This window comes from Streptomyces sp. NBC_01017 (assembly GCF_045162795.1).
Lineage (GTDB): Bacteria > Actinomycetota > Actinomycetes > Streptomycetales > Streptomycetaceae > Streptomyces > Streptomyces machairae.
In genome coordinates this window covers 1,445,365-1,472,119 of the sequence record NZ_CP108683.1, presented here as the reverse complement: position 1 = coordinate 1,472,119, position 26,755 = coordinate 1,445,365, and the positions used below count along the sequence as shown (strand labels likewise).

Here is a 26,755-nt window from a genome sequence, read left to right as displayed (position 1 = left end):
AACGCTAGAGCACATGACCATGGACGAGATCATCAGCTTCGTGGACGGACTCGACGGCGTGCTGACTTTCAGGCCGGCACCCGGCGACGGCACACCGGAGATCAGCTGGGGCGACACGTTCTTCTTCTACGCGCCCGATCGGGTGCCCCCGACAACGACCCAGCCGTTCGCGACGATCGTGACCAAGAACTACCCCGGCGACGAGGCCTCCCGTCTGGACCGGGCGGACACCTTCCGCGTGAACGTCAACGCCGGGAAGGAAGCGTTCGTCCGATGGACCGGTCACGCGCCCCGCGAGCCGGCCACCCGCGAGGACGATCCCAGCGCCGCCGACACCGTGATCGCGCACCCCGTCTACGGCACCCTCGGCTGGCTGGCGGTCGTGAACCCGGGCCCGCGCACGGCAGCGGCAACCCGTGAGCTGCTGCGTGCGGCCCATCACTTGGCACGGTCCCGCCATGAGCGACGCACCGCATCGGCTCCGTGAGTCCGGCCGCGCCCGCCCCGCATGCGCCCGAGCGCACCGCATCGCACCCTGGTGCTATGGCAAGTGCGCAGCCCATCGTCATCTATCCGCCCGCCGAGGACGGCGGCCGGCGGGTGCGTGCGGACACCCGTTTCCTGGGCATGGCGTACGGGCTCCTGGACGTGGCCGATTTCCTGAGCCTGGCGGGGATCGAGGACGCTGATCCCGAATACGTACGGCAGTCCGGGCTCATCGAATGGCGGGGCGGCGGCCCGGACGAGTGGGGGCACTGAGCGGGGACGACCACGACCACAGCCGCGCCTGCACGGGCTCCTCGGTCAGTCAGGCGGCCTTCTTCCTCCCTCGGCGCCCCGCCCGGGCTAGGGCGTCGATCAGCTGGTCACGGGTCATCTTCGAGCGGCCCGGGACGTCCTGGTCGGAGGCCTGCTGGTAGAGCTCCGCCTTGCTCATCCGCCGCAGCTCGCTCTTCTGCGCGGGACGGTCGGCGGCCGACTTCTTCTTGCGCTCTTCCGTAGCGCCACCCCCGGGGGAGCGGGCCTGGTCGAGGCTGTGCTGGAGGACATCCATCAGGTCGACGACGTTGGTCGCCTCGGGGGCCTCCTCGGCGAGGGCGATGTCCCTGCCCTCGGCCTTCGCCTTGACCAGCTCGCGCACCTTCTCCTGGTAGGTGTCGTGGTAGCGGGCCGGCTCCCATTCGGCGCTCAGCGCGTCGACCAGCTGCAACGCCATGTCCAGCTCCTTGCCGCGCCCGGCTCGGCCGGAGGGCAGCTCGGGCAGTTCCCTGCCCGGGTCGCGGACCTCGTCGGCCCAGTGCAGGGTCTGCAGGACAAGGACCTGGTCGGCCGCGCGCAGCGCCGTCAGGTACTGCCTGCCGCGCATCACGAAGGTCGCGATCCCCGCCTTGTCCGCCTCGGCCAGCGCCGCGCGCAGCAGCTCGTACACCTTCAGGTGTTCCTTGCCGCGCGGGGCGACGTAGTACGTGCGGGCGAAGTACACGGGCTCCATGTCGGCCAGGTCGACGAAGTCCGAGATCTCGATGGCCTTCGAGCGGCCCGGCGCGATCTCGTCCAGCTCGTCGGGGTCGATGACGATGTACTCGCCCTCGGCGGCCTCGAAGGCCTTGACGATGTCCTTGCTGTCCACTTCCTTGCCGGTGCGCTCGTTGACCCGCCGGTTGCGGATCCGGTCCGCGGTGCCGCGCTGCAACTGGTGGAAGTGGACGGTGTGGTCCTCGGTCGCGGTGTACAGGCCGACCGGCACGCTGGCCAGCCCGAACGTGATCACCCCTGTCCAGATCGCACGAGCCATGCCGTCCCGCTCCGTCCCGCGTGCAACCGACGGCCCGGTGGGGGCCGTGCCTCACCTCCACGCTCGCACCCCGCACCCCGCCCCGCGCGCGGAGAGCGGATACGGAGAGCGGATCGAGAGCGTCCTCACGTGTCCGCCAGCCGGTTGGGCTGAAGCAGGAGCAGCGCGATGTCGTCGGTGTGACGGTTGGTGCGGCGGGTGTGGCGGACCAGGCGGTCCACGAGTTGGTGCAGGGGCAGATCGCTCGACTCGCTGAGGTGCTGTGCGAGGTCGGCGATGGTCTGGGTGATGTCGGTGCCGGGGACTTCCACGAGGCCGTCGGTGTAGAGGGCGAGGAGCGTCTCCGGGCCCAGGGGCAGGGTGGTGAGCGGGTAGGAGGGGGTGCCGAAGCCGAGGCCGAGTGGAGGGCCGGGGCGGACGTCGACGGGATGGGCCCGGTTGTCGGGGTGGCGCAGGAGCGGCGGAGGGTGCCCCGCGCTGGCCAGGGTCACCTGGTGGCGGGCGAGGTCGAGGTGGGCGTACAGGCAGGAGACGAAGCGGCTGGCGTTTAGGTCGGCGAGGTCGCGGTCGGTGCGGGTGAGGACCTGGTCCGGGGCGGCGCCGGCCGTGGCATGGGAGTGCACGGCCATGCGGACCTGGCCCATGAGGGCCGCTGCCGTCATGTCATGGCCCTGCACGTCTCCGATGACGGCCGCGGCGGTGGTGTTGGTCAGACGGATGAGGTCGTAGAAGTCGCCGCCGATGTTCACACCCTGGCTGGCGGGAAGGTAGCGGGCGGCGACCTCCAGACCGGCCACGGTCGGCAGAGCGTGCGGCAGGAGGGTCTGCTGCAGGGCGTGGGCGAGGTTGTGCTTGGCGTCGTAGAGGCGCGCACGGTCCAGGGCCTGGGCGATGAGACCGGCGAGGGGCGTGAGGATGGACCGTTCGGCGGCGGTGAAGGTGTGGGGCCGGTTGTAGGCGAGGAGCAGGCAGCCGATGGGGCGACCGGAACTGAGCAGCGGCAGGAAGGCCCAGGCGTGCTTGTCGCTGATCTGCGGTGCCCTCGGGTAGAGGCGGGCGAGTTCGCCGCGGTTGGCGAAGAACAGGGACGCACCGGTGGCCAGGGCGCGTCCGGCCGGCGTCAGGTCGGCGTCCGTGGGCAGTCCGTCGAACTGCTCGATGAGAGCGGGGTCGTAGCCACGGGAACCGATGATCTGGATACGGCCGGCGTCCGCGGCCGACATGATCATGCCGTGGGCGCCGAAGGCAGGCAGGATCTGGTCGGCGATCAGGTCGACGACGTCCTGGACACCGACGGCCTCCGTGAGTGCCGCTGTCAGGGCCATCAGCAGATGGATCCGGCTCGCCGGCGGAGTGCTGGCGGGGGAGGCCGGCTGGGTGCCGAGGGGCTTGGACGACTGGTCGGGGGTGATGAGGATGCTGGTGCCGCTGTCGTCCGTGTGCAGGCGCAGGTCCAGCCACTGGTCCGGTGGGCGCAGGACGGTGAGGGCGAGGTGCTCCCGGCTGCTCATGGCAGTGCGGTACGCGTCCATGTACGCGATGTTGTCGAGCCACGGAAGTGCTTGCCAAGGCTCGGTTCCCAGCAGTTGCTTCGCCGGTCTGCCCAGCAGACGGGCGGCTGCGGTGTTCACGTAGGTGATGCGTCCGCCCAGGTCAAGCGCGAGAGTGCCGAGGGGAAGGCGCTCCACGAGGTCGGCCGCCGCGAGCTCGGACTGGGGCCTCGGCTCTGCACGGTGCGGATGGACGAAGCGCGGCCGGTCCGGAATGACCGGAGCGGAGGCCTCCGCGTCCAGAACGCGGGCGATACGGCGCGCGCTGACGGCGATCCGGCCGCGCTCGCGGCGGCTGAGGCGGGGGGACCGGTCCGGGGCCCAGATCAGCAGCAGCGCACCCCGGCAGTGCCGGATCTGTTTCAGCGGGACGATCGCGAAGGCGACCTGGTAAGGGATGGTCGCCGCGGCGCGCGGGTACGCGCGGGCCAGCGCCTCCAGGGAACTCACCCAGACGAGTTGCTCGTGGCGAATCGCATCCTGGGCCGGGCCGCGGATGGCGAACGACATCCGCCACCACGGTGCGAAGGCATCGACCGGGAGACCGCACAGCGCGAGCAGACACATGGCGGTCTCGGCCGGGTCCAGCAGGTAGACACCGCCGGACCTGGCACCGGTGCGACGCACAGCCGCCGCCAAGGCCTCACCGAGCGGATCAGCCACCTCCGGCTGCTCACCGGACCCGCTCATGCGGCGCACCACCCAACGCCCATGTTCAGAACGCTAAGCCCGACCTGGCGTGACGGCATGTGGATCAGGTGTCCTGGACCGTGCCGGGCGGCGACGTCAGCGTTCCGAGGCGGCGCCGCAGAAACGGCTCCTGGGACAGCACGGCCCCCACGCTGAGGCCGACGGCGACGGCCACGCACACGATGATCAGCCAGGACAGCAGGACGAAGACCGGGCCCGCGGAACCGTATTCCGCCAGTGCCCGGTTGAGCGCCCGTGGCATGTAGAAGTGCGCGGTCACGGCCAACGCGCTGACCGCGATCGCCGTGATGACCGCCCCCGGCAACAGGGGCGACCAGCGGATGCTGCCGCCGAGCAGAAGGTGCTGGGTCCACCACCACAGGGCTGTCTCGATGGCCAGGATGACCGGGATTCCCAGCCCCAGCCCCAGGCCGAACCCGTTGTGCAGCAGCCCCTGCACGACCAGTGCGCCGAGCCACAGGACGATCCACGCCAGCCACCGCCACGGAGCGACCTTCGCCCCTGACCGGGGCAGCAGCCAGGCCCGTCTGCACAGGCGCTGCAACGCGCGACTGACCGCGGTGGCCGACAGCAGCACCATCAGTGCGCCCACCACGCCGGTCGCCTGGCGCAGATCGTCGGTCGGGGGCTGGAACGCCTGCTCCAACTGATCCTTCGCCTGCCCGTTCAGACCGAAGACGGCACTGACCGCCGAGGTGACCTGTTCCTGCACCGCCGCCGGCGCGTACGCACTCAGCACGAACACCAGGGGAACGGCAGTCAGGAAGCACTGCGCCGCGATGCGGGTGGCGGAGTCGAAGATGCTCACCGACACCATGCGGTCCACGAGCCCCGTGACCACCGGGAAGCGGGTCTCCACCCGCGCGTGGACTGCCTTCAGCCAGGCAGTCAGTTCCCTGGTACGGCCACGCCACCAGGACGCGTGCAGCAGCGAGCGGATCCGCCGGGGGCCGCCGGCCGGGCGGGTTGCGCGGGCGGCACGGTCCGCCCCGGGCCGACTCTGCGGTTCGCCGGAGTCCTCGCCCTCGCCGCCGCGCGGCATCAGTCACCGGCGCGCGGGGAGCCCGGGCATGGTGTCCGGCCCCCTGCTGCCGACGCCACCCGTGCGGAAGTCTCCATCGCGCCGCTCCTTCCCGGTCTCCAGATTGCGCGACCGAGCGGGCCACGGCATTCCGTCGCCCGCCAAGGGGCGGGTACGCGGACGCCGGGGGCGCCGGCCAAGAGATGCGGCGGATCACGGCCATGCCTACGCTCGTGCCGTACGGCGCCTGATGGGATCACCCATGGTCGTGGACCTGCTGCTCATCGCCCTCGCCATCACGCTCGACCCCCTTCCGCTCATGGCGTTCGTGCTGGTGGTGGCATCCGGCAGGGGGTACGGACAGGGGTCGCCTTCATCGCGGGCTGGATGGCGTGTTTCATCGCGGTGATCGCGCTGGTCCTGACGCTGACCGGAGGGCAGCCCCCGGCTCCCAGGTCGCCTCCGTCCACGGCGAACCTCGCGGCCAGGCTCCTGATCGGGGTGTCGCTGATCGGGTACGGCCTCCACCGGCACAGGCACCGACGACCCGGCCACGACCGCGCATCGGAGGCGACGCCCGACGACGCCGGAGCCTCGCCGTCGCGCGGCAAGTCGTCCTCCTTCCTCGCCACCCGGATGGACCGCGGCGCGATCTGGCCGGCGGCGGCGCTGGCCGTCCTCCTCCAGCCGTGGGGACTCGTCGCGGCGGGCGCCGTGACCGTGGTGGAGGCCGACACCTCCCACGGCACGACATGGGTGGAGCTGATCGCGTTCTGCATCGTCGCGACCGTCGGCCTGCTTGCCGTCGAGCTGTACGTCGTACTGAAACCGGCATCGGCCCATCGCCGACTGCTGAGCCTGCGCACCTGGATGGCGGACCACGCACACCAGGCCATCGTGCTCGGCAGCATCACGATCGGCCTGTGGCTGACGGGAAAGAGCGTCTACGAGCCGGCGAGTTGATGTCCCGGACGTCCCGGAAGGACCACTCGCGCGGCGGACCGCCCGGTCCGGGGCGATAGTGGGCGTACCGGAGCGCTCCACCATCACCTCAGGGAGGGAGCTTGACCGCGAAGGTCGACGGCCCCCGGGTCGTGATCGTCATGGGCGTGTCGGCGTCCGGGAAGTCCACCGTCGGCCCTCGCCTGGCCCAGCAGCTCGGCGTGCCCTTCCTGGAGGGCGACGAACTGCACTCCGCGGCCGAGATCGCCAAGATGGCCGCCGGGCACCCCCTCGACGACGCCGATCGCCGGCCCTGGCTGTCGGCCCTCTCCCAGTGGATCCGGTCGGCCGTGTCCCACGGGGGTGGTGGCGTGGTCGCGTGTTCCTCACTCAAGCGCCGCTACCGGGACGAGTTGCGGAGCGCGGGCGAGGGCGCGCACGTGTGCTTCATCCACCTGGCCCTCGATCATCGGCTGGCGGCGGAGCGGATCGCCGGCAGGAAGGGGCACTTCATGCCGCCGGGGCTGCTGGACTCCCAGTTCGCGATCCTGGAGCCGCTGCAGGACGACGAGCCGGGCGTCACCGTCGACGCCGGCGCACCCCGGGAGCAGGTCGTGGCAGCGGCGCTGCGAGCGGTGGCCGAGCCGGACGGATAGCGGGCGCCTCCCGCTTCCCGCTCACAGGAGACCCGGATGGAACTGGTCCACTTCCGCATGGTGATGCCGTCCGCCCTCACCCGGCCGGCCGTCGTCCTGCTCACCTCGCACGGCAGCGTGCTCAATCTCGTCGTCGTGAGGTCGAGCCAGATCCCCGAGGGCGACGCGGTGGAGTGCGACGTGGTGCAGGGCGCCGCCAACGACGTGCTGACGAAGCTGCGCGAAATGGGCGTCGACCGTACCGGTTCGATCGCCGTGGACGGCATCGACATGATGTTCTCGCAGCAGGCTGAGCAACTGGAAGCCGATCAGCCGAGCGCGCTCGTCCACGCGCCGTTGTGGGCCGGCGTCGAGGCGCGCATCCGCTCGGAGGGCACCTACCGGCCGTCCTTCTACCTGTTCCTGGTCATCGCCGGGATCATCGGCTCGGTCGGCATCATGACGAACTCTCAGATCCTCATCGTGGCGGCCATGGTCGTCGGCCCCGAGTACAACGCCATCACCAGCGTCGCCCTCGGTCTCGACCGCCGTAGCCGGCGCAGGGTCCGCGAGGGGGTGCGAGCGCTGTTGGTCGGGTTCTCCCTGGCGATCGTGGCCACGCTGGGATTCGCCGCGGTGGCCCGGGGCTTCGGCCTTCAGTCGGAAGCCTTCGATCTGGGTCTGCGGCCCGTGTCCAACCTCGTTGGCACGCCGAACTTCTTCTCCGTCGCCGTGGCCTTTCTGGCCGGCATCGTCGGAATCGTCTCGCTGACCGAGGCGCGCGGCAGTGCCCTGCTGGGTGTCTTCATCTCCGTCACCACCATCCCCGCCGCCTCGGACATGGCGGTCTCGCTGGCGTTCGGGGACTGGGACCACGTCTGGGGCTCGTTCGTCCAGCTGCTGCTCAACGTGGTCGTCCTCGTGGCCGTCGGGGTCCTCGCTCTCCGTGTCCAGCGGCGACTGTGGCACCGCGCGACCCGACGCGCCGCGGAAGCCGGCCACTAGGGCGTGCCGGACGGATCCTGCCCGGCCCCGCACTCCCGCCGCCCTCGTCCCCGCGCGCCGATCTCCGACCTCCGGCTTAGTCTGAGGCGGGGGGCATTCGGGTGAATCGCACGCCGAGAGGTGGCCTCGATGGACGAGTACCCCCTGATCGAGAACCACGGCCTCCTCGGCGATCTGCAGACCGCCGCACTGGTGACGACCGACGGTTGCGTCGACTGGTTCTGCGCCCCGAGATTCGACTCGCCCAGTGTGTTCGGGGCATTGCTGGACCAAAACAAGGGCGGGCACTGCACGGTCCGGCCGCAGAACGGCGCCTACGCGACCAAGCAGTTGTACTTTCCCGACACGGCAATCCTGGTCACCCGCTTCATGACCGAGGCGGGCGCCGGTGAGGTGATCGACTTCATGCCCGTGACGGGCACGAAGATCACGGAGAGTCACCGGTTGGTGCGCATGGTCCGCTGCGTGCGCGGCAAGATGACCTTCGAGATCGAGATAGCGCCGCGGTTCGACTACGGCCGGCAGGCGCACCGGTTGCACATCACCACGCACGGGGCGGCGTTCGCCGCACAGGACGGCACGACACTCACCGTGCACCCCATCCGCGAGGCCGACGACGAGCGGTTGCTCGACCTGCTCGCCGACCGGCGGGACGCCCTGCACTTCACGCTGACCCTGGAGGCGGGCCAGGAGCGAGGGCTGGCACTGGAGTGGGGTGCCGACGGGCCGCCCAGGGAAATGCGACTGGCCGAATACCATCGGCTCTTCGACGAGACGGTGCGGTTCTGGCGTACCTGGCTGGGCCAGTCGAGCTACACGGGACGCTGGCGCGAAGCCGTGGAGCGCTCCGCCATCACGCTGAAACTGATGACGTTCGCGCCCACCGGCGCCGTGGTGGCCGCCCCGACGGCCGCACTCCCGGAGCAACTGGGCGGGGAACGCAACTGGGACTACCGGTTCACCTGGATCCGGGACGCGTCCTTCTCGGTGTACGCCCTGCTGGGGCTCGGTTTCACCGACGAGGCAAGGGCGTTCATCCTGTGGCTCGCCGACCGGGTCGGGGAGCGGGCCGGACGGCACGGTGACACCGGTCCGCTGAACATCATGTACAAGGTCGACGGCTCCTCCGACCTGGACGAACAGATCCTCGACCACTGGGCCGGCTATGCGGGTTCGGCGCCGGTGCGGATCGGCAACGGCGCCGCCACGCAGCTCCAGCTGGACATCTACGGCGAGGCCCTGGACAGCATCTACTTCGCGCACCGGCACGGTCTGCAGTTGGGGCACCGCGGATGGAACTCCCTGCTGACCAACCTCGACTGGCTGGTCGACCACTGGGACCAGGCGGAGGAGGGCCTGTGGGAGACCCGCGGCGGCCGGGAGGACTTCACCTACGGCCGCGTCATGTCCTGGGTGGCCTTCGACCGTGCCCTGCGGCTCTCCGAAGCGAACGGACGCCCGGGCCCGTCCGAACGCTGGCGCAGGGCACGCGACGACTGCTACGAGCAGGTCATGGCCAAGGGCTGGAGCGAGGAACGCGGGGCCTTCGTCCAGCACTACGGCAGCGAAGTCCTCGACTCCTCACTCCTGCGCATGTCGACGGTCGGGATCATCACACCGGAGGACCCGATGTGGAAGTCGACCCTCGGCGCCATGGAACAGGAACTGGTCAGCGACAGCCTCGTCTACCGCTACAACCCCGACGCGTCCCCCGACGGCCTGCGCGGCTCCGAAGGCACCTTCTCGCTGTGCACGTTCATGTACGTCGACGCCCTGGCACGCGCGGGACGGACCGACAAGGCGCGGCTGGTGCTGGAGAAGATGATGGGGTACGCCAACCACCTGGGCCTGTACTCGGAGGAGATCGACCCGACGGGCCGTCAGCTGGGCAACTTCCCGCAGGCCTTCACCCATCTCGCCCTCATCGACGCGGCCATCACTCTGAACAAGGCACTGGAGCGGGCCTGACGCCGCCCCCGCTTCAACCGGCCGTGTCCACGCGCGGTGCCGGCGCGGGTCCGAGCAGCACGAGCGTGTCGCCCTCCGCGGCCGTGACCGCCCGTGCCTCGGTCGTCGGCTCCAGGCGCCCGTCCGGCCGTACGACGAACAGCGTCTCGTACCCCGGCGGATACGGGGCCGACGCGGGCTGTACGTGGAAGCGGGCGCCGCGTGCATGGCGGTCCGCGACGGTGTGGCGGACGAGTTCGCGGCCGAAGAGGATCTCTCCGGAGGTGTAGGGGGCGACCACGCCCCGGGTGTCCGGCGGTGGGCCCACCCGGTAGACGGGGCCGTCGACGCTGTCCCGCAGGACGACCGAGACGAGCGCGTTGAAGTCGTCGTCGTCCGTGAGGAGGAAGACCGACGTGATGCCTTCCAGGCGGGCCTGCGGATCGGTCGCCACGGCCATGAGTTCCCCGGCTGCCTGCTCGATGCCCGCCGCGTCGATCCGGGCCCGCCCCTGGGTGGATCCGGCCCACATCAGCACGTCCAGCCCGGCCGTGCGCAGCGCCCGGGCGAGGTCCACGACCCACGGGCCGTCGCCCAGCAGCAACGGCCGGAAACGCGCGGTGCGTACGACGTCCAGCTTGGTGGCCACGGGCTTCGCGGTGAGTCCGTAGACGAGGACCGTGCCGACGATCACCAGGAAGGTGACCGGGAGGATCTTGTCCGCGTCCCGCAGACCCTCGCCGGTGAGCGCGGCGGAGAAGGTCGTGGCGGTGGAGGCGGCGACGATGCCGCGCGGCGCCATCCAGCCGATGAAGGCGCGCTCCCGGCCGGTGAAGTCCGTCCTGAGGGTGGACAGCAGCGCAATCACCGGCCTGACGAGCAGGACGAGCGCCGCGACCAGCACGACGGTGGGCAGCAGCACCGGAACGAGCGACTCGGGCGTCACCGAGGCCGAGATGGCGACGAACAGCAGACCGATGATCAGCTGGATCAGCGTCTCGAAGAACGGCCGGCGGACGGGCATGTCGAAGCCCGGCAGGTTCGCGGCGACGAGGCCGATGACGATCGCGGCGATGAGCCCGGTGTCGTCGTACACCGCGTCGCAGCACGCGGCCACCACCACGACGACGGCGAACTGGGCGAGCGTACCGAGGGTCTCACCCAGGCGGAGCAGCCGGAGGGTGAGCCACAGCAGCACGGCCCCGACCACGCCGCCCGCCAGCCCGACGGCGATGCTGCCCAGGAACGAGCCCACCCGGAAGTGACCGGTCCGCAGGCCGCCGGCGACGATGGAATGGAAGACGACGGCGCCGAGGATGCCGCCGACGGCGTCGATGAGGGAGCCCTCCCAGACCAGCACACGCCGCACCTTGTCCGACGGCTTGACGTGCTCCAGCAGCGGACCGACGACGGTCGGCCCGGACACCACGAGGATCGCCCCGATCATGCTGGCCACGGCCGCCGGAACGCTGAACAGGGCCGGCCCCACGGCCATCACCGCCGCCCAGGTGAGCACCACTTGGAACACCAGGAGCCGGATGACGGTGTTGCGGGTCGCGCCTTTGAGCAGGCGCATGTCCAGCCCCAGCCCGGCGTCGTACAGGATGAGCGCCACCGACAGCGACACCAGCGACGAGAAGTCCTCTCCGACGAGCTGGTCGGGGTGGACGATGTCGGTGAGGGCTCCCGCGGTGAACCCGGCCGGCAGGAGCACGATCAGGGCCGGGATCCGCAGCCGGCCGGCCAGGATCTGGGAGCCGACGGCGAGGGCCACGACCAGGGCGAGCCCCAGCAGGATGTCGTCCTCGCTCACCGTGCCCTCACCCTTCGCAGCGGGGCTCAGCCGTCGTCACCGGCACCGAGCCGCAGATCGGTGTCGGTGAGGCCCTCCAGCTCCCCGTGGGTGTCCAGCCAGTACAGGAGGACGACCGCGGGCATGACGAGCACGACGGCGACGAGGGTGACCACCCCCAGCCAACGCAGGGTCGTGTCCGCGCCCGCGCCCTCCGCGATGGTCAGGGAGGTCGGGACGAGGTACGGCCGCTGCGCCAGGCCCCAGGCGATGACCGCGGACGCCACGACGCCGACCGCGGTGACCCGCGACCAGGCCCCGGACGGGCGGATCAGCAGCCAGGCGGTGGCCAGGGTGCTCACCGCCGCCACGATCACGAACACGAGTCCCGCGCCGTGCGTGAGCCCGTGCCACACGTGCGCCGCGTCGTCGTGCGCGACGATCAGCGTCACCACCGACAGAGCGGCGACGGCGGCCAGGGCGGCCAGTGCCCGCCGCCGGAAGTAGCCCTCCAGGTCCGGCGCTTCGAAGCGCCGGGCGTCCGCGGCGAGGAACACGGCGCCGAGCAGGGCGGTGGTCGCCACGGCGAGCACGCCGAACAGCACCGGGGTGGGGTGGGCCCAGGCGTGGTCCGAGGGCTTGGCGTCAGCGGTCACCCGACCCGACGCCACACCGCCTGCCGCGGCGCCGAGGAAGAACGGCGTCAGGAGCGAGGAGACGGCGAACTCAGCGCCGTACAGGCGCCGTCCGGCCAGCCGCCGGGCGGGCTTGCGCAGCGCGAACCCCGCACCGCGCAGGACCGTGCCCACGACGGCGAGTGCGAGCGGCAGCCACATCGACTGGAACAACTGCTGGAAGAGGACGGGGAAGCCCGTCCACATGATGACGAGGACGAAGATCAGCCAGACGTTGTTGACCTCCCACACGGGCGCCATCGCATGGTCGATCAGCCACCGGGGCCGCTTGCCGCGCTCCGCTCCGCCCGCGATCAGGTCCCAGAACCCGGCTCCGTAGTCGGTGCCGCCCGCGCAGGCGTAGGCGGCGATCGCGAGCAGCAGGACGACGGCGATGACATCGGCGATCACGGCCGGCCCTCCGTGGACGAGGGCGGTCCGTCACCGCCGGAGGGCGGCGCAGCGCCGGACGGGACCGGGGGACGCGGCCCGTAAGGGGTGTGCGTCTCGGGCGCCTCCGCAGCCGCCCGCGCCCCGGTTCCCGCCCTGTCCTCCTCGTCGGCGAGCCGCCAACGGGTGCGCATCCGCAGCAGGATCGCGAGGAACGACCCGAAGATGAACACGTACACGACGACGACCAGGCCGAACATGGTCCACAGCGTGCTGGACCGGGTCGAGGTGACCGCTTCGGCGACCCGCATGTTCTCGTAGACGATCCACGGCTGGCGCCCCACCTCCGTGGTGATCCAGCCGCATTCGACGGCGACGACGGAGGCCACGCCGGCCACGGCTGCGCACCGGTAGAACCAAGGGGAGGCGGGCAGTCGACGGCGGCGCCACCAGATCAGGGCGTACCACAGGGCGAGCGCCACGAGCAGCGAACCGATGCCGACCATGGTGTCGAAGGCCCAGTGGGCGATGGTCGCCTGGGTGGCGTTCGGCCGCTGGTCGGCGGGGACGGAGGTCAGCCCGGTCACCCGGGTGTCGGGACTGAAACCGGCGAGGATGGAGTCGAATTGCGGAATCTTGATGCCGCCGGAGATGCTCCCGTCCGGATGCAGTCGGCCGAACAGGTACTCCGGCACGTGCGTGTCGGTCTTCCAGACGATCTCCATGGCGGCGAACTTCACCGGCTGCTTGTGGAAGACCTGCCGGGCGATGGAGTCGCCCAGCATGAACTGCACCGGCGTGCACACGGCGGCGACCGTGAACGGGATGGCGAAGCCGAGCCGGTGGTAGCGGTCCCGGCGACCGCGCAGCCAGCCCACGGCGTAGACGCCGGCCACGACATAACCGGCCGTCACCAGCATCGCCACGACGAAGTGCCAGTACTGCGGGCCGAACATCGGCGTGAAGATCGCCTTCCAGATGTTCACGTCGACGGGGTTGCCCGCGGAGTCGAGGCTGAAGCCACGCGGCGTGTTCATCCAGGAGTTGGCCGCGAGGATCCCGAAGGCGCCGAGCAGGGCCGTGGCGGGCAGCGGCAGAGCGAGCAGGAAGTGGGTCCGGGCCGGGAGGCGTCGCCAGCCGTACAGGTAGATCGCGATGAGGACGGCCTCCAGGAAGAAGGCCCACGCCTCGACGCCGAACCCGATGCCGAAGACATCGCCCCACCTGCCCATCAGGCCCGGCCAGAGCAGCCCGAACTCGAAGGACAGCACGGTTCCGGTGACCACTCCGATCGCGAACTGGACCGCCATCACCGCCGACCAGCGGCGCGCCAGCAGCAGCGCCGTACGGTCGCCGCGGCGCAGCCCGTAGCCGTGCAGGATGAGCGTGATCAGCGGCAGGGCCACACCCAGGGGCACCAGGATGATGTGGGACGCCAGGGTGAAGGCCATCAGGGATCTGGCCGGCAGCATCTGCGCCGGCGCGTCCGCCAGCACCTGCAAAGTGGTGTGCATATGTGGGTTCCGTCCGGGGGCCGTCGTGCGTGCGCTGTCAGCCGCCGGTGGCGAAACCGGGGAAGAGGGTCATCCCGCCGTCCACGTACAGCGTGGCGCCCACCACGTAGTCCATGAGGTCGGAGGCGAGGCCGACGGCCGCGTGCGCGATGTCCTCCGGGTCGCCGACGCGGCCGTAGGGAATCAGCTTGAGGAGGTCGTCGCGGGCCGCGGCCGTCTCCCAGGCACTGCGGTTGATGGGGGTCGCGATGGCGCCCGGGGCGATCGCGTTCACGCGGATCTTCTTCGGCGCGAGTTCCTGGGCGAGCGTCTCCATCATCATCTGCACACCGCCCTTGGACGAGGCGTAGTTGACGTGCCCGGCCCACGGGATGACCTGGTGCACGGAGCTCATGCAGATGATCTTGCCGGCCGCGCGCGACACCTCCGGGACGACGCCGCGCCGCAGGAACTCCTTGGTGGCCTCCCGGGCGCACAGGAACTGCCCCGTCAGGTTCACGTCGATGACCTTCTGCCACTGGGCGAGGCTCATCTCGGGGAACGCGGCGTCGCGCTGCAGGCCGGCGTTGGCGACCAGGATGTCGATCGTGCCGAACTCCTCGACCATCCGGTTCGTCATGGCGACGACCTGGTCCTCGTTGGAGACGTCCGCCTCGTAGGCCGCCGCCCGCACACCGAAGGACTTGATCTCCTCGACGACCTTCTCTGCCTCGTCGCGGCCGGCCACGTAGTTCACCACCACGTCGGCGCCCGCCCGGCCCAGAGCCACGGCCGTCGCCTTGCCGATGCCGGAGTTCGCGCCGGTCACCAACGCCTTCTGACCCTTGAGCAGGTGAGCGGGGATCACGTCGCGGGGCGCGCCCTCGGGGGAACTCACGATGACTGTCTCTCCATTGCGTGGCCGGATCGCCCGGGCCGTGGCCCGGAGGTCAAGGGGTCACACAATCACCGCGGGCGCGCGGCGGCGCGTGGCACGAGCCGGTGTTGGGCCGACCGGCTCAGGAACTTCGCCCGCCCGAAGGCGAGTCGCCGGGCCCGCTCAACCCAGGCGTTCCAGGAGGTGATCGCCCACCCGCATGGCGTTCGCCATGGCCGTCAGGGACGGGTTGACCGCCCCGATGCTCGGGAAGAAGCTCGTGTCGACCACGTACAGGTTGTCGACGTCGTGCGCCTTGCAGTGGACGTCCAGGGCGGAGGACGCCGGGTCGGTGCCGAAGCGCACCGTTCCCGCCTGGTGCGCGGTCGCCCCGATGGGCATCCCCTTGTGCAGGTAGATGCTGTGCGACAGCAGGTGGTGCTCGTGCATACCGAGATGACCGAGCATGTGCTGGAGCTTGTGCTGCAGGCGCTTCAGCCCGGCCGTGTTGTTGTTCTCGTCGAGGGTCAGGCGGATACGGCCGTCGTTCTCCAGCGTGACCCGGTTGTCCGGCAGGGGCAGGTCCTCCCCGCACAGCCAGAAGTCGACCGCGTGATGGGCCAGCACCTCGAAGGGCATGTCGGGAGCCACCGCCCCGGCCCAGCGCGGGGCCTCGCCGTGGATCTGCTCGGCATCCGACTTGCCGAGCATCTGGATGCCGCCGAGCGGATACTCCCAGTCGTCCGCGCCGAGGTACCAGTCGTGCAGCGCGAGCGTCTTCTGGAACTGGGTGTCGTTGGGCTCCTTCGACACGGCCATCAGGGCGAGGTTGTTGTGCCGCATGTAGTGGCGGCCGACCACGTCGGAGCGGTTCGCCAGCCCGCCCGGGTGCCGGTCGTTCGCCGAAGCGAGCAGCAGCGCGGCCGAGTTGACCGCTCCGCACGCCACGACCACGATGTCGGCCTCGAAGCGGGCCTCCTGCCCGTCTGCGAGCGTGGCGACGACCGCGGAGACGCTGCGCCCCGTCGGGTCGGTGTCGAGGCGCGTGACGTGGGCGTTGGTGATCATCTCGACGTTCGGTTGCTGCAAGGCCGGTTCGACGCAGACCACTTGGGCGTCGGACTTGCCCCGGACCAGACACGGGAACCCGTCGACCCGGTTGCAGCGGATGCAGGCGCTGAAGTGGGTCGCCCCGCCGTTCGCGTCCTGGGTGAGGTCGACCCCGATGGGCAGGTGGAAGGGGTGCAGGCCCTGCTTCTCCAGGTCGTCGCTCAACTGCTGGATACGCGGCTCGTGTTCGACCGGAGGATGGGCGTACTGCTCGCTGTACGGGCCCTCCCAGGGGTCCTCGCCGTGCCGGCCGTGTACCCGGTAGAGGCGCTCCGCCTGGGTGTAGTACGGCTCCAGGTCCTCGTACCGGATTGGCCAGGCGGGGGAGAGGCCGTCGTGGTGGCGCAGCTCCCCGAAGTCCTCGGGCCGCAGCCGGAACAGGGCCGCACCGTAGAACTTGGTGTTGCCGCCGACGTAGTAGTTCACCTCGGGCGGGAACTCGTTGCCGTGCTTGTCGAGCCAGAACTCCGGGGCCCGGTACTTGCCCTTGACGAACACGGCCGTGGAGTCCCAGTTGTCGCGCTCGCGCGGGAGGTAGTCACCGCGTTCCAGGATCAGGACCCGTTTGCCCGACGGGGCCAGCCGGTGGGCGAGCGTTCCCCCGCCGGCTCCGGTGCCGATGATGATGACGTCGTACTGGGGCGAGTCGCCCATGACGACCACCGTCCTTGGCTGGGGTGGTCTCCCGCCGCGGCGGTGACCCGGACACGTCTGGGGCCCTCTTCGAACGTATACGGACCCCGCAGATGCGGCATCCGCAGGGGAACCCGCCCCGGCCGCTCACAGAACGGCGATCGGGTTCACCGGCGAGCCGGTGGCGGACGGAAGCCGCAGCGGGGCGACCACGCACAGGAACTGCGAGCGCGACGCCCCGGCGCAGACCTCCGCGATCTCTTCGAGGTCCAGCCAGTCCAGCAGATGCAGTCCCATGGCGTTCACGGCCAGGACGTGCACGGGGTAGTCGACGCCGGTCACCGCGCTCGGTGCCGCGTCGTTGTTGCCGTCCGATCCGAGTACGGCGACCCCCCGCTCGGCCGGGAAGCGCATCGCCTCCGGATGCAGTCCGGCCCTGGCCTCGGCCGGGTCCCAGGCGCCGAGACTCCGTCGCCGGCCGCGATGCCCCACGCGCACGAACAGCAGATCACCCGGGCCGACGGTGACCCCCTGTGCGGCCTCGGCGGCCTCGAGGTCCTCGGCGCTCACCTGCTCACCGGGCTCCAGCCACGGGACGCCCCGCAGCCGGGGGATGTCCAGCAGCACACCGCGCCCCACGATGCCGTCCCGCACGAGGTCCAGCGTCAGCGCACCGGCGTGGTCCGGCGTCACCTTGCTCGCCGGGACACCGCCGTAGAGCTCCCCGTCGAACATGACGTGACAGAGCGCGTCGAGGTGGCTGTCGGTGTCGCCGTGCACGTTCATGGCGAACCGGTCGCGGGCGAAGTGCAGCCCGTGGGCGGTGGACTCCTGTGCCGTCGGGGCGACCATGCGGTGGGACGCGGGCTGCGGATTGTCGGGCCCCGGCGTGGTCTCGATGGGTGCGGCAAGCGAGACGGTACGCCCGGTACGGACCTCGCCGACGGCGGCGACGACCCGCTCGGGCGTGAGCCGCCAAAGCGCTCCGCGGGGACCACCGGTGCCGTCCGCCTGCTCACGCAACCTGCGGTACAGGGCCCGGAAGGCCGCCTCGGACATGCGCTCCGGCGCCGAGGCCCGCGGACGCGAACTCATCGCGACCGAAGGCCGAGCCCGGCCGGGCTCCGCTGAGCGGTGAGCTGGACGAGCACTGCGAGCGCGGTGCGCTTTCGGCGATCGGCCATGTGAGCTCCTTTCCACGGTGGCTCCCGGCCCCGTCAGGCGCCCTCGGCGCGGTCACCCGGTGCGCCGGGTGACCGGTCGGTCGGGGGCCCGTCCGGTGGGCCGGAGCTCGGGTGGGCCGGGGGGTCGGCCGGTGCGGGGGCCGGCTTGCCCAGGGGTGGGACGGGACGGCCCGGGGGGAGCAGTTGGGCCGTCACGAAGCCCACCACCGCCGCGAGCAGCACCACGGGAGTCATCGCTCCGCTGCCCATGAGCAGCACGACCAGCACGGCACTGCTCACCGGCAGTCGCAGCGCGGCCGCGGCCGAGGCCGCCATGCCCGCCGCCAGGCCGGGCACGACTCCCAACCCGGGCAGGGGTGCCAGCAGGACGCCCAACGCCGCCCCCAGGAACAGTGCGGGGAAGATGGGACCGCCGCGCAGGCTGCCCAGGCACAGCGCGTACGCCGCCCCCTTGCACAGCAGCACGGCGATCAGAGCCCCGACGCCCCAGGAGTGGGGGTCCTCGGCGAGCTTGGCCAGCGTGGCCTGGCCGGAGGACGCCACGTCCTCCGGTGACCGGTCGACGGCCAGCGTGTAGACCGTGCCGCACGCCCCGGCGGCCAGGGCGCAGACCGTCGTATGGACGACGGTCCGCTTTGAGACGAACACCGCGGCCAGGCGCCCGGTGTCCAGGATCAGGTGCACAGCGATTCCGATCGCGACGGCCATCGGAATGGTCCAGAGCACGTCCCCGGCGTCGATGCGGGGCGTGGGCACCCCCAACTTGAGCGTCAGGTTGCCGATGGACAGGCCGGTCCAGCGACCGAACCCGGTGAAGACGAGCGAGCCGATCCCACTGGACAGGAGCGCCGGCAGCATGACGGCGAACAGCCGCGGCCCGCCCACTCCGGCCACCTCTATGAGGATCACCGCTCCGACCAGGGGGTTGCCGAAGATCGCCGGAAGCGCGGCGGCGGCGCCGGCCGCGGCGAGGAGTGCCGTGTTCTGCGCCGTGACCGGGGAGCGCGCCAGTTGCCCGAAGAGCAGGGCCAGACCGCCGCCGAGCGCGATCAGTGGGGCTTCGGGGCCGAGGGTGGCACCCAGTGGCAGGCTGGCCAGGGCCGCCAGGATGACGCCCGGCAGGGTGACCGGGGGCTGTCCCGCGGCGTGGAGGCCCGCGGCGGGAATGTGACCGCCGGCGCCCGGCAGATACCGGACCACGAGACCGACGGTGATGCCGGCGAGCGTCAGCAACGGCAGCGGCCACCACCACGGAGGGGTGTCCCAGCCCAGCCCCGAGGGCAGGTCGGCCCACAGCAGGTGCTCAAGTTCGTGCAGCGCGGCCAGGAACCAGAACGCGGCCAGGGAGACCGGGATGCCGATCAGCGCGGAGAAGACGAGCGCCTTTTGGTAGGCCGGTGTGCGCAGCAGCTCACGCAGCCGGTCGGCCTCTTCCGGCTGCGTTCCGGTGGCGGGCGCGGCCGAGGGTCCCGGCTCAGGCACGGCCCCGTTCCCCCCGCGTCAACCGAGGACCTGGCGCTTCTGGGCCGCGAATTCCTCGTCCGTGAGCACGCCCTGGGCCTTGAGGTCGCCGAGCTGCTTCAGCTGGTCGATCTTGCTGGTCATCTCGTCGGCGGCCGACGGCGGACCGGCGGGCGCGGGCGCGGCGGGCGTCGGTGCGACGTCCTGCTGGTAGGCCACCTGCCGTTCGGGATCCTGCTGGGCCCACCGGCCCGCCTGCCGCCGTGAGACGCGGTTCGACACGGCCGTGGCCGTCCCCGCGACGACGGCGGTGCGGGCGACGCCGCGAAGGAGTCCTGGCATGTCACTCATCTCCCCTGTGATCCGTGGGTGGTGTGGCGCCGGCCGGTGTGGCACCGAGTGGTGTGGTGCTGCGATGGCGGCATCGGTCCCCCTAGGGCGCCGCCGTCGCCTCGGCGGCCTCCAGCGACGCCAGCAACGCGGCCACGGGGATGCGCCCACTGGCCACCACCTCGGCCCCGCCGCGCCGCAGCGCACGGGCCAGGGGGGCGGCCCAGACGTTCTCGTACACGACGACGGCGGCGGAGTTGCCGGCCTCCAGCGCGGCACCGGCGTCATCCAGGTCGCCCTGGTCCAGCAGTCCTGACGAGGCTCCCTCGAACACGGTCAGGTCGACCTCGTCCCCCACGTTGCGGAGTTCCACCAGGTCGACGGAACCGTCGGTGCCCTTGTGGATGAAGACGAGGTCGAGGATGCGGATGACGCCGCCCTCGACCAGGTCGACGAGCAGGGGCAGCCCCTCACCCGTCATACGGCTGCCGGGGAACTCGACGATCAGGTAGTCGACGGGCCCCATGTCCCCGATGTCCTGGTGCATGGCCACTCCTCAGAGGTGGGTACGGGCCCGGGCACACTTCGTCGGACGTCGGTCGCCCGCTGCGCAGCCGGAGGATCAGACCCTCCAGCCATTGCAGCACTCGGCCCGGCGCCCTGCATGTTCACGGGGCGCCAGGGTTGCCCGGCGTCCGACCGGATCCCCGGCCGATGTCAGGTTTTGACGCTCACCGTCTCGTCGGGCATCCGTGTCGTCTGCCCGCCCGGTCCGCGTCCGGCGTAGTGCATGGCGATGCAGGCCCCCAGGTACAGCGCGGCGACGACCAGCAGCAGCGCCTGATAGCCCGTCATCAGGGCCAGGTACTCGAGTGCGCCCCCGGTCAGCGCGCCCAGCAGATTCGCGCCGAACGCCGACGTCGGGTCGGCGGCCTGCGCGAGCCGGTCCGAGAAGATGAGGTTGGCGCAGAAGATGGGCGCGAAGGCCAGGGCGATGGCGGCGGCCAGCCGGCCCGCGGTGGGCAGGGAGAGCACGGCCTGCGGCGGGACGAGAAAGGCCACCGCGAGAGAGCCGAAGAGCATCAGCTGCAACACCAGCATGTTGACCCGCCGCAACCTGCGCCGCACCTCGACCGCGGCCAGGACGGAGAGCAGGACACCGAAGAAGACAAGGGCGTTGACCAGCCAGGTTGTGCCGAAGTACAGCGCGAAACCGATCACGTTCTTCGTTTCGAGCAGCAGGAAGGCCGCGCCCAGCAGGAACATGTCGAAGTAGCGGAACGTGCTTCGGATGCGGACCCCGGCCAGGCGCACCGACAACAGCGTCACCAGCAGGATCGCACCCAGGGCGCCCAGATAGATCGTGGGGATGGTCCGGTGCAGCAGATACGGGAACGGGTGGTCGTCGGTCGCGGCCGCCGGGACGGGGCCGCTCGGCTGCCAGGTCTGCTTGCAGGACTGGTCGGCCGAGGTCATTCCGGCCACCAGCACGGCCGCGTTCCGTTTGAACGTCGTCATGCAGGGGGCGTGGCCGTAGAGGTCGTCGAGGTCGCCGGCGAAGCGGTCGACCAACCAGCTCTTGCGGTAGTAGTTGTACATCGCGAACGCGCCGTCCGGCGTCAGGTGATCGCGGGCCGCTTCGAACGCCTGCCGGGTGAAGAGGTAGCTCTCCAGCCGCAGGTTGCTCGCCCCCGACACCAGGGTCAGGGAGTCCGGCAGCGCCAGGATGATGAGGTCGTACTTGGCGTTCGTCCGCTCCAGGAACGCCCGACCGTCGTCGATGTGGACGTGCACCCTCGGGTCGTCGTACGGCCTGGCGGGGTGCAGCTCCGCGCCGATCTCCTGGAGGCGGGGGTCGATCTCGACCGCGTCCACGCGCTGTGCTCCGTGCGCCAGTGCGACGGCGACGTCGTTGCCGTTGCCGGCTCCGATGATCAGCACGCGCTTGTGCGGGTTGCGGGGCGTCTGGTCGTACGCCTGCCGATAGGGCGAGTTCTCCCGCATCAGCACCGGGAGCGGCGCGGTGCTCTGGTGCGGGACACCGTTGGCGGAGATGTAGTACGTCCGCGTGGTGGTCGGCGAGGACTTCAGCTCGATCTTGTAGTACGGCGACCAGGAGATGCCTGCCGTCGTCGACTCCAGGAACAGCGCGGCGACCATCGCCGCGAGGGGGACACCGTAGAAGAGGGTGTTGCGGCGGCCACCGAGGATCAGCAGCGCCACGGCCGCGAGCACGCCCCACACCACCGAGGGGGCGCGCAGCCAGGACAGTGCGGCGAAGGAGACCGAGCCGGTGATGCTGCCGAGCAGGTCGTAGCGGTAGGCGTCGAGTGAGGGGAGTTGGCGGAAGAGGTCGGCGGTGATCTTGCCGATCCCCGCCATGATCACCGCGGTCAGCAGGAAGATCGCCGGCAGCGTCACCCACTGGGGGAGGCCGGTGGTCTTCACGGCGGTGAAGTAGATGACCTCACTGCTGCTCTGACGTACTTGGACCGGATACGTGCGCACGAGGATGACGAGCAGAGCCAGGGGGATCGGGGTCCAGCGTTTGAGCCACTGTCCGCGCGCGGCGGGGAGCAGGAAGCCGATGCCGATACCGAGGAACGATCCCAGCAGGATGAAGTTCGAGAAGTAGCTGAGATGGACGACGTTGGCGCCTGCCCATCTGATCAGCGCCAGCTCTACGAAGAGCATGGTGGTGCTGGCGAGCACCAGTCTCCAGCGCACCGAACTTACCTTTTGTCCGGAATCCGTCAGCTTCATGCCGGATTACGGTGCCATTTCCGGGTCGACGAGTCGAGATGCCTTGCCGGTGGGAGCCGCGGACATTGAGGCGGACACCGCGCAGGAGCACTGTGGCGAGCAGCGGGACGTCAGACGTGTTCGAGTAGGCGCTCCAGCGGCCGGGGCACACGATCGAGGTCCAGGTGCGCGACCAGCGACTGCGCGTAGAGCGCCTTGCGACCGCTGTGCGTGCCCATGAAGCGCCGGAGTTGGTGCTCGACGGGCCGTTCCCGCTGGGCCGGCTGGTTCCGGAAGGTCTGGAAGGGGCGCCACTCGCCCTGGGTCTCGATGACCTCTTGCACGGTCCCGGCGCCGAGAGCGCGGATCAGCTCGTCCTCCAGGTCGGCGACACACACGTAGAACCCGAGTGTCTCCAGCCCGGCGTGCGTGAGACCGGACCCGAGCCCGACCCGCTCCAGATGGCGCCGGAAATGCCGTTCCTCACCGACGTCGCAGAGACCGGCCAGCGGCAGACCGAGCCCCGGCGGACCGCACACGTCCAGGAAGTGCCCGATGTTCGTCGCACCTCCGAGCGGCACCACCGCGACGCCCTCCGCGCCGAGGTCACGGCCGTGCCGCGTGGCCAGCGCTTCGAGCGCGACCTGGTCACTGCTCCCCTCGACGAGCACGACCGTCCGCACCTGGCCGCCGGCCAGCTCCCGCGCCGTCACAGCGGCCGTACCTGCCCCCGCTCCGCCGGCCGCCCAAGCGACCACCGCGCGGCGCCATCGCGTCAACTCGTCCACGGAACCTCGCTTCCCCGACGCCATCGTGGCACGGCGGAGATCCTGTCCGCGCGGACGTTTTCCCGTGGGCGCGTAATTCCGTCGCGCCCCGCACACTTGAGCCGTTAGCCTCCGGCTGAGGCGCAGCGAGGTGCGTTTCCTCGAAGGGGGCCCGGCATGGACACCGGTGGCGTGCGGACCGACCGATTCGGCCTTCTGCTCGACCAGTTCGACCGCGCAAGGGAAATGGCCGAGGTACGGCTCACGGGACTCGGCGACGAGGAGTACCTGTGGGAACCGGCACCCGGCTGCTGGTCGATCCGGCGCCGGGGCGAGGCGACGACGCCGAGAGCGTTCGGCCCGGGGGAGTGGCTCCTCGACCAGGGCGCCCCGGACATCCCCTCCAACGAGTACGCCGAGGTCGCCCGGCAGGTGGCAGGCGGCATGTCCGTGGCCAAGATCGCCGAGGACTGGAGCGTGAGCATCGAGCGCGTCGAGCAGATCCTCGCCCACAGCGGCCCGACCGAGCCGGACGAGACGCCGATCACCACGATCGCCTGGCGGCTGGGCCACCTGCACTACCAGTTCGCCGGCCAGTGGGAGTGGACCTTCGGCCAACGGCGTCAGGACCCCAAGCTGATGGTCGACTTCAGCCCGTCCGCCGCCCTGACGCTCGACCGCTTCTGGGCAGTGCTCGACCGCTGGCGCGAGAGCGTCGGCACCATGACCGACGAGCAACTCGACACGCTCGGCTTCTCCCAGTACCCCTACGGCTCCGACCCCGACGAGCCGTTCATCTCCGTCCTGTCGGGTGCCAACCTCGAGCTGATCCACCACATGGCCGAGATCGCGCTCCTGCGAGACCTGTGGCGGGCCGGCTTCACCGCGTCGGCGTGAGACCTGTGACCCCTGCGTGATCACCGTCCCGTATTCTCCGCCTGTTCAAGGCAACGGGGACGCGGTACCGAAGGCGGGGGACGGGACGATGACGATGACGTATCGGCGTGCAGTGATACCGGCGTTGGTCGGAGGGGTGCTGCTGACGGCGCTGCTCTGGTGGGCGGGGGCGAGTGTTCACGCGCTGGAACTGCCCGGTGCCGACGGCGTGCTGGGTGGGCAAACCGCCGTGGGACTCCAACAGTGGCTGGCACCTTGGGCGTACGATCCTCCGGCCTCGCTCCAGTACGGCGACCGCTACCGCGAGTTGTACGGCACCGCGCTGCAGATCCGCTTCGGCGCGGCCTTCGCCTTCTTCGTGCTCGGCGCGCTGCTCCTGGTCCGCCGGCTGCCGCCGGTGCGGGGCCGGATCACGGCCGCGTTGCTTGCGCTGTGGGCCTGGGGTCTGGTGGCCGGGACCCTCGCGGTGACTGTCTCGGCGCCGTGGCTGATCGCCGCATGGGGGCACGGCAGTTACCGTTTCCTGCCGCAGTTGGCGAGTGTGGGCGCCTCCGGGCGGCAGATCCTCGTCGTGACCGCGCTGGTCGCGGCGGCGGGCACGGTGCTCGCCGCCCGGGTCGCCGACAAGGGGACCGAGCCGCCGGCACCGGAGGCCGTGCCGGCGCGCGCCGCCCGCCTGGCCGCCACCGTCGGGACCGCGGTGATCGCGCTGTCCCTGGTGGTGCTGTCGTACCAGCGGGTCGCCGCCGCCATCCAGACGGCCGCCGTAGGCGGTGGGCTGCTCTCCGAACCGGGCGACCTGCTGCGCCAGTGGCTGTTGCTGGGCGCCTGGTCGGGCCCCTCGGGGGCGGCTCTCGGTGACTGGCTCGTGGTCCGCCTCGCCGATGTGCTGTTGCTCGCCGTGGTGTGGTGGGCGCTACGGCGGTTGCCGGCGCTGCTCACCCGGGCCACGGTCCCGGCGATGGCGGTGGCCACGGTCTGCGCGACCGTCCTGGGGCTGCTGGCGAGCCAGTTGCTGCGGATCGCGACGGACAGGACGGGCATGAACTACGGGCTGCTGCAGGCGTTCGCCGGCCTGGGCGGCGGCGTCCCGGCCGCACTCACCTTCGGCCTGGCGGCGGGAGCCGCGGCGGCCGTGACCCTGAGGCTGGCCGCCGCGCGACGCGTCGGTGAGACAGCGGAGGCCCCGGTCTCCGCGTAGGCCGGCGGCACAGGCGGCACAGGCGGCACAGGCAGCACAGGCGACATCGGCGGCACAGGCGGCGCGAGCAACGTCAGCGACCGTAAGGGGAGTTGACGGCCCGTCGAGTGCCGCCGAATGCGTCTCCCACCCGCGGACCGGTGTGCCGCGCCAAGCCCCAACTCATTGACAGGTCCATACCAGGGCGCGATTCTGAGAGCGCTCTCAGAAGCGTCCTGATCGACCGGAGTCGAACGGAGACAGAGCATGCTGCGCACACTCAAACGCAGAGCCTCGGCCGTGGGGCTGACCCTCGCCACGGTCCTCACCGGAGGGCTGCTCACGGCAGGCGCGCAGTCGCCGGCCCAGGCCGCGGTCCCGGCGACGATCCCCCTGAAGATCACCAACAACTCCGCCCGCGGCGAGCAGGTGTACATCTACAACCTCGGCACCGAACTGTCGACCGGACGGCAGGGCTGGGCCGACGCGGGCGGCACCTTCCACCCCTGGCCCGCGGGCGGCAACCCGCCGACCCCCGCACCCGACGCCTCGATACCGGGGCCGGCGGCAGGCCAGTCGACGACCATCCGAATGCCGAAGTTCTCCGGCCGTGTGTACTTCTCCTACGGCCAGAAGCTGGTGTTCAAGCTCACCACCGGAGGCCTGGTCCAGCCCGCCGTACAGAACCCGACGGACCCCAACCGGAACATCCTGTTCAACTGGTCCGAATACACACTCAACGACTCCGGCCTGTGGATCAACAGCACACAGGTCGACATGTTCTCCGCGCCGTACGCCGTCGGAGTGCAGCGCGCCGACGGGAGCACGGCCAACACCGGCCGGCTCAAGCCCGGCGGATACAACGGCTTCTTCAACGCCCTCAGAGGACAGCCCGGAGGCTGGGCCAACCTCATCCAGACGCGACCCGACGGGACCGTGCTGCGCGCCCTGTCGCCGCTGTACGGACTGGAAACCGGCGCACTGCCGGCCTCCGTCATGGACGACTACATCAACCGCGTCTGGCAGAAGTACTCCACCTCGACCCTGACGGTCACGCCGTTCGCCGACCAGCCGGGCACCAAGTACTTCGGCCGGGTCTCCGGCGGCGTCATGAACTTCACCAACACCGCCGGCGCCGTCGTCACCAGCTTCCAGAAGCCGGACGCCTCCTCCGTCTTCGGCTGTCACCGGCTGCTCGACGCCCCGAACGACCAGGTGCGCGGCCCGATCTCGCGCACACTGTGCGCCGGGTTCAACCGCTCCACGCTGCTGGTCAACCCCAACCAGCCCGACTCCAACGCCGACGCCTTCTACAAGGACGGCGTCACCAACCACTACGCCCGCAAGATCCACGCGCAGATGGCCGACGGCAAGGCGTACGCCTTCGCCTTCGACGACGTGGGCCACCACGAGTCGCTCGTGCACGACGGCGATCCACGCCAGGCCTACCTCACTCTCGAACCCTTCAACTGACAGCCCGTCACAGGTGAGCCGGGGCAGCCACCGGCACCGTGAGCCGATCGCGGTGCCGGTGGATTCCGTGCCCGCAAGGCCTCGCCGCCGTACGGAGGAGTCGGGCTGCGGTTCGTAGCGGGTCGGCCGACAATGGGCGGTGGATC

The 26,755-nt window shown here is 70.8% G+C and carries 23 protein-coding genes; 9 read left to right on the top strand and 14 right to left on the bottom strand.

The genetic code is table 11. The annotated features are described in order from the left end of the window. The first annotated feature begins 13 nt into the window (after nt 1–13). Both OG331_RS07135 and OG331_RS07130 read left to right on the top strand, forming a co-directional pair. Complete coding sequence (locus OG331_RS07135; protein WP_406192923.1) at nt 14–487, top strand: DUF6194 family protein; 474 nt, start codon at nt 14–16, stop codon at nt 485–487. 56 nt (nt 488–543) lie between these two features. After that, nucleotides 544–759, top strand: a complete 216-nt coding sequence (locus OG331_RS07130) for a hypothetical protein (protein ID WP_406192920.1) — start codon at nt 544–546, stop codon at nt 757–759. A gap of 49 nt (nt 760–808) precedes the next feature. On the opposite strand, the gene OG331_RS07125 is transcribed toward OG331_RS07130, so the two are convergent. The 3 genes from OG331_RS07125 to OG331_RS07115 all read right to left on the bottom strand — a co-directional run bounded on the left by OG331_RS07125 (nt 809) and on the right by OG331_RS07115 (nt 5,098). Continuing rightward, nucleotides 809–1,795, bottom strand: coding sequence for a Ku protein (locus OG331_RS07125; RefSeq protein ID WP_406192917.1), 987 nt, complete (start codon nt 1,793–1,795; stop codon nt 809–811). Nucleotides 1,796–1,920: 125 nt separating this feature from the next. Beyond that, nucleotides 1,921–4,035 carry a SpoIIE family protein phosphatase gene (locus OG331_RS07120; protein ID WP_406192914.1) on the bottom strand — a complete coding sequence of 705 codons (2,115 nt, stop codon included), beginning with the start codon at nt 4,033–4,035 and terminating at the stop codon, nt 1,921–1,923. A gap of 64 nt (nt 4,036–4,099) precedes the next feature. Beyond that, nucleotides 4,100–5,098 carry a YhjD/YihY/BrkB family envelope integrity protein gene (locus OG331_RS07115; protein ID WP_406192911.1) on the bottom strand — a complete coding sequence of 333 codons (999 nt, stop codon included), beginning with the start codon at nt 5,096–5,098 and terminating at the stop codon, nt 4,100–4,102. Between the two features lie 366 nt (nt 5,099–5,464). Between OG331_RS07115 and OG331_RS07110 the strand changes: the two genes are divergently transcribed. The 4 genes from OG331_RS07110 (at nt 5,465) to OG331_RS07095 (ending at nt 9,627) form a co-directional block, all read left to right on the top strand. Continuing rightward, nucleotides 5,465–6,040, top strand: a complete 576-nt coding sequence (locus OG331_RS07110; RefSeq protein WP_406192908.1) for a GAP family protein — start codon at nt 5,465–5,467, stop codon at nt 6,038–6,040. Between the two features lie 140 nt (nt 6,041–6,180). Further along, nucleotides 6,181–6,675, top strand: coding sequence for a gluconokinase (locus tag OG331_RS07105; RefSeq protein WP_406209794.1), 495 nt, complete (start codon nt 6,181–6,183; stop codon nt 6,673–6,675). A 36-nt stretch (nt 6,676–6,711) separates the two neighbouring features. Beyond that, a complete protein-coding gene (locus OG331_RS07100; RefSeq protein WP_406192905.1) occupies nt 6,712–7,659 on the top strand; it encodes a DUF389 domain-containing protein in 948 nt (315 codons plus the stop codon). A 129-nt stretch (nt 7,660–7,788) separates the two neighbouring features. After that, the gene (locus tag OG331_RS07095; RefSeq protein ID WP_406192902.1) at nt 7,789–9,627 is read left to right on the top strand and encodes a glycoside hydrolase family 15 protein; all 1,839 of its coding nucleotides are present in this window, start codon (nt 7,789–7,791) and stop codon (nt 9,625–9,627) included. Between the two features lie 13 nt (nt 9,628–9,640). On the opposite strand, the gene OG331_RS07090 is transcribed toward OG331_RS07095, so the two are convergent. The 11 genes from OG331_RS07090 to OG331_RS07040 all read right to left on the bottom strand — a co-directional run bounded on the left by OG331_RS07090 (nt 9,641) and on the right by OG331_RS07040 (nt 23,080). Next, nucleotides 9,641–11,419 (bottom strand): cation:proton antiporter, encoded by a 1,779-nt coding sequence (locus OG331_RS07090; protein ID WP_406192899.1) that lies wholly within the window; start codon nt 11,417–11,419, stop codon nt 9,641–9,643. A 26-nt stretch (nt 11,420–11,445) separates the two neighbouring features. Beyond that, nucleotides 11,446–12,483, bottom strand: a complete 1,038-nt coding sequence (locus OG331_RS07085; protein ID WP_406192896.1) for a cytochrome d ubiquinol oxidase subunit II — start codon at nt 12,481–12,483, stop codon at nt 11,446–11,448. Then, entirely contained in the window at nt 12,480–13,976 is a 1,497-nt protein-coding gene (locus OG331_RS07080) for a cytochrome ubiquinol oxidase subunit I (protein WP_406192893.1), read from the bottom strand. The genes OG331_RS07085 and OG331_RS07080 overlap by 4 nt, the downstream gene beginning before the upstream one ends. Before the next feature lie 37 nt (nt 13,977–14,013). After that, nucleotides 14,014–14,853 (bottom strand): SDR family oxidoreductase, encoded by an 840-nt coding sequence (locus OG331_RS07075; RefSeq protein ID WP_406192890.1) that lies wholly within the window; start codon nt 14,851–14,853, stop codon nt 14,014–14,016. Between the two features lie 162 nt (nt 14,854–15,015). Then, complete coding sequence (locus OG331_RS07070; protein ID WP_406192887.1) at nt 15,016–16,596, bottom strand: GMC oxidoreductase; 1,581 nt, start codon at nt 16,594–16,596, stop codon at nt 15,016–15,018. A 126-nt stretch (nt 16,597–16,722) separates the two neighbouring features. After that, on the bottom strand, nt 16,723–17,634 hold the full coding sequence (locus OG331_RS07065) for a cyclase family protein (RefSeq protein ID WP_406192884.1): 912 nt from the start codon (nt 17,632–17,634) through the stop codon (nt 16,723–16,725). Between the two features lie 158 nt (nt 17,635–17,792). Then, on the bottom strand, nt 17,793–19,241 hold the full coding sequence (locus tag OG331_RS07060) for a chloride channel protein (protein ID WP_406192881.1): 1,449 nt from the start codon (nt 19,239–19,241) through the stop codon (nt 17,793–17,795). Nucleotides 19,242–19,259: 18 nt separating this feature from the next. Next, the gene (locus tag OG331_RS07055) at nt 19,260–19,562 is read right to left on the bottom strand and encodes an SHOCT domain-containing protein (protein WP_406192878.1); all 303 of its coding nucleotides are present in this window, start codon (nt 19,560–19,562) and stop codon (nt 19,260–19,262) included. Between the two features lie 91 nt (nt 19,563–19,653). Then, nucleotides 19,654–20,097 carry a DUF6325 family protein gene (locus OG331_RS07050; protein WP_406192875.1) on the bottom strand — a complete coding sequence of 148 codons (444 nt, stop codon included), beginning with the start codon at nt 20,095–20,097 and terminating at the stop codon, nt 19,654–19,656. A 170-nt stretch (nt 20,098–20,267) separates the two neighbouring features. Further along, a complete protein-coding gene (locus OG331_RS07045; protein WP_406192872.1) occupies nt 20,268–22,277 on the bottom strand; it encodes a spermidine synthase in 2,010 nt (669 codons plus the stop codon). A 146-nt stretch (nt 22,278–22,423) separates the two neighbouring features. Continuing rightward, nucleotides 22,424–23,080: a TOPRIM nucleotidyl transferase/hydrolase domain-containing protein gene (locus OG331_RS07040; protein WP_406192869.1), complete on the bottom strand. Its 657-nt coding sequence runs from the start codon at nt 23,078–23,080 to the stop codon at nt 22,424–22,426. Nucleotides 23,081–23,236: 156 nt separating this feature from the next. Between OG331_RS07040 and OG331_RS07035 the strand changes: the two genes are divergently transcribed. The 3 genes from OG331_RS07035 to OG331_RS07025 all read left to right on the top strand — a co-directional run bounded on the left by OG331_RS07035 (nt 23,237) and on the right by OG331_RS07025 (nt 26,609). Continuing rightward, a complete protein-coding gene (locus OG331_RS07035) occupies nt 23,237–23,956 on the top strand; it encodes a DinB family protein (protein WP_406192866.1) in 720 nt (239 codons plus the stop codon). Between the two features lie 94 nt (nt 23,957–24,050). Next, nucleotides 24,051–25,157 carry a hypothetical protein gene (locus tag OG331_RS07030; RefSeq protein ID WP_406209791.1) on the top strand — a complete coding sequence of 369 codons (1,107 nt, stop codon included), beginning with the start codon at nt 24,051–24,053 and terminating at the stop codon, nt 25,155–25,157. A gap of 246 nt (nt 25,158–25,403) precedes the next feature. Further along, entirely contained in the window at nt 25,404–26,609 is a 1,206-nt protein-coding gene (locus OG331_RS07025) for a glycoside hydrolase family 64 protein (RefSeq protein ID WP_406192863.1), read from the top strand. The last annotated feature ends 146 nt before the right edge of the window (nt 26,610–26,755 follow it).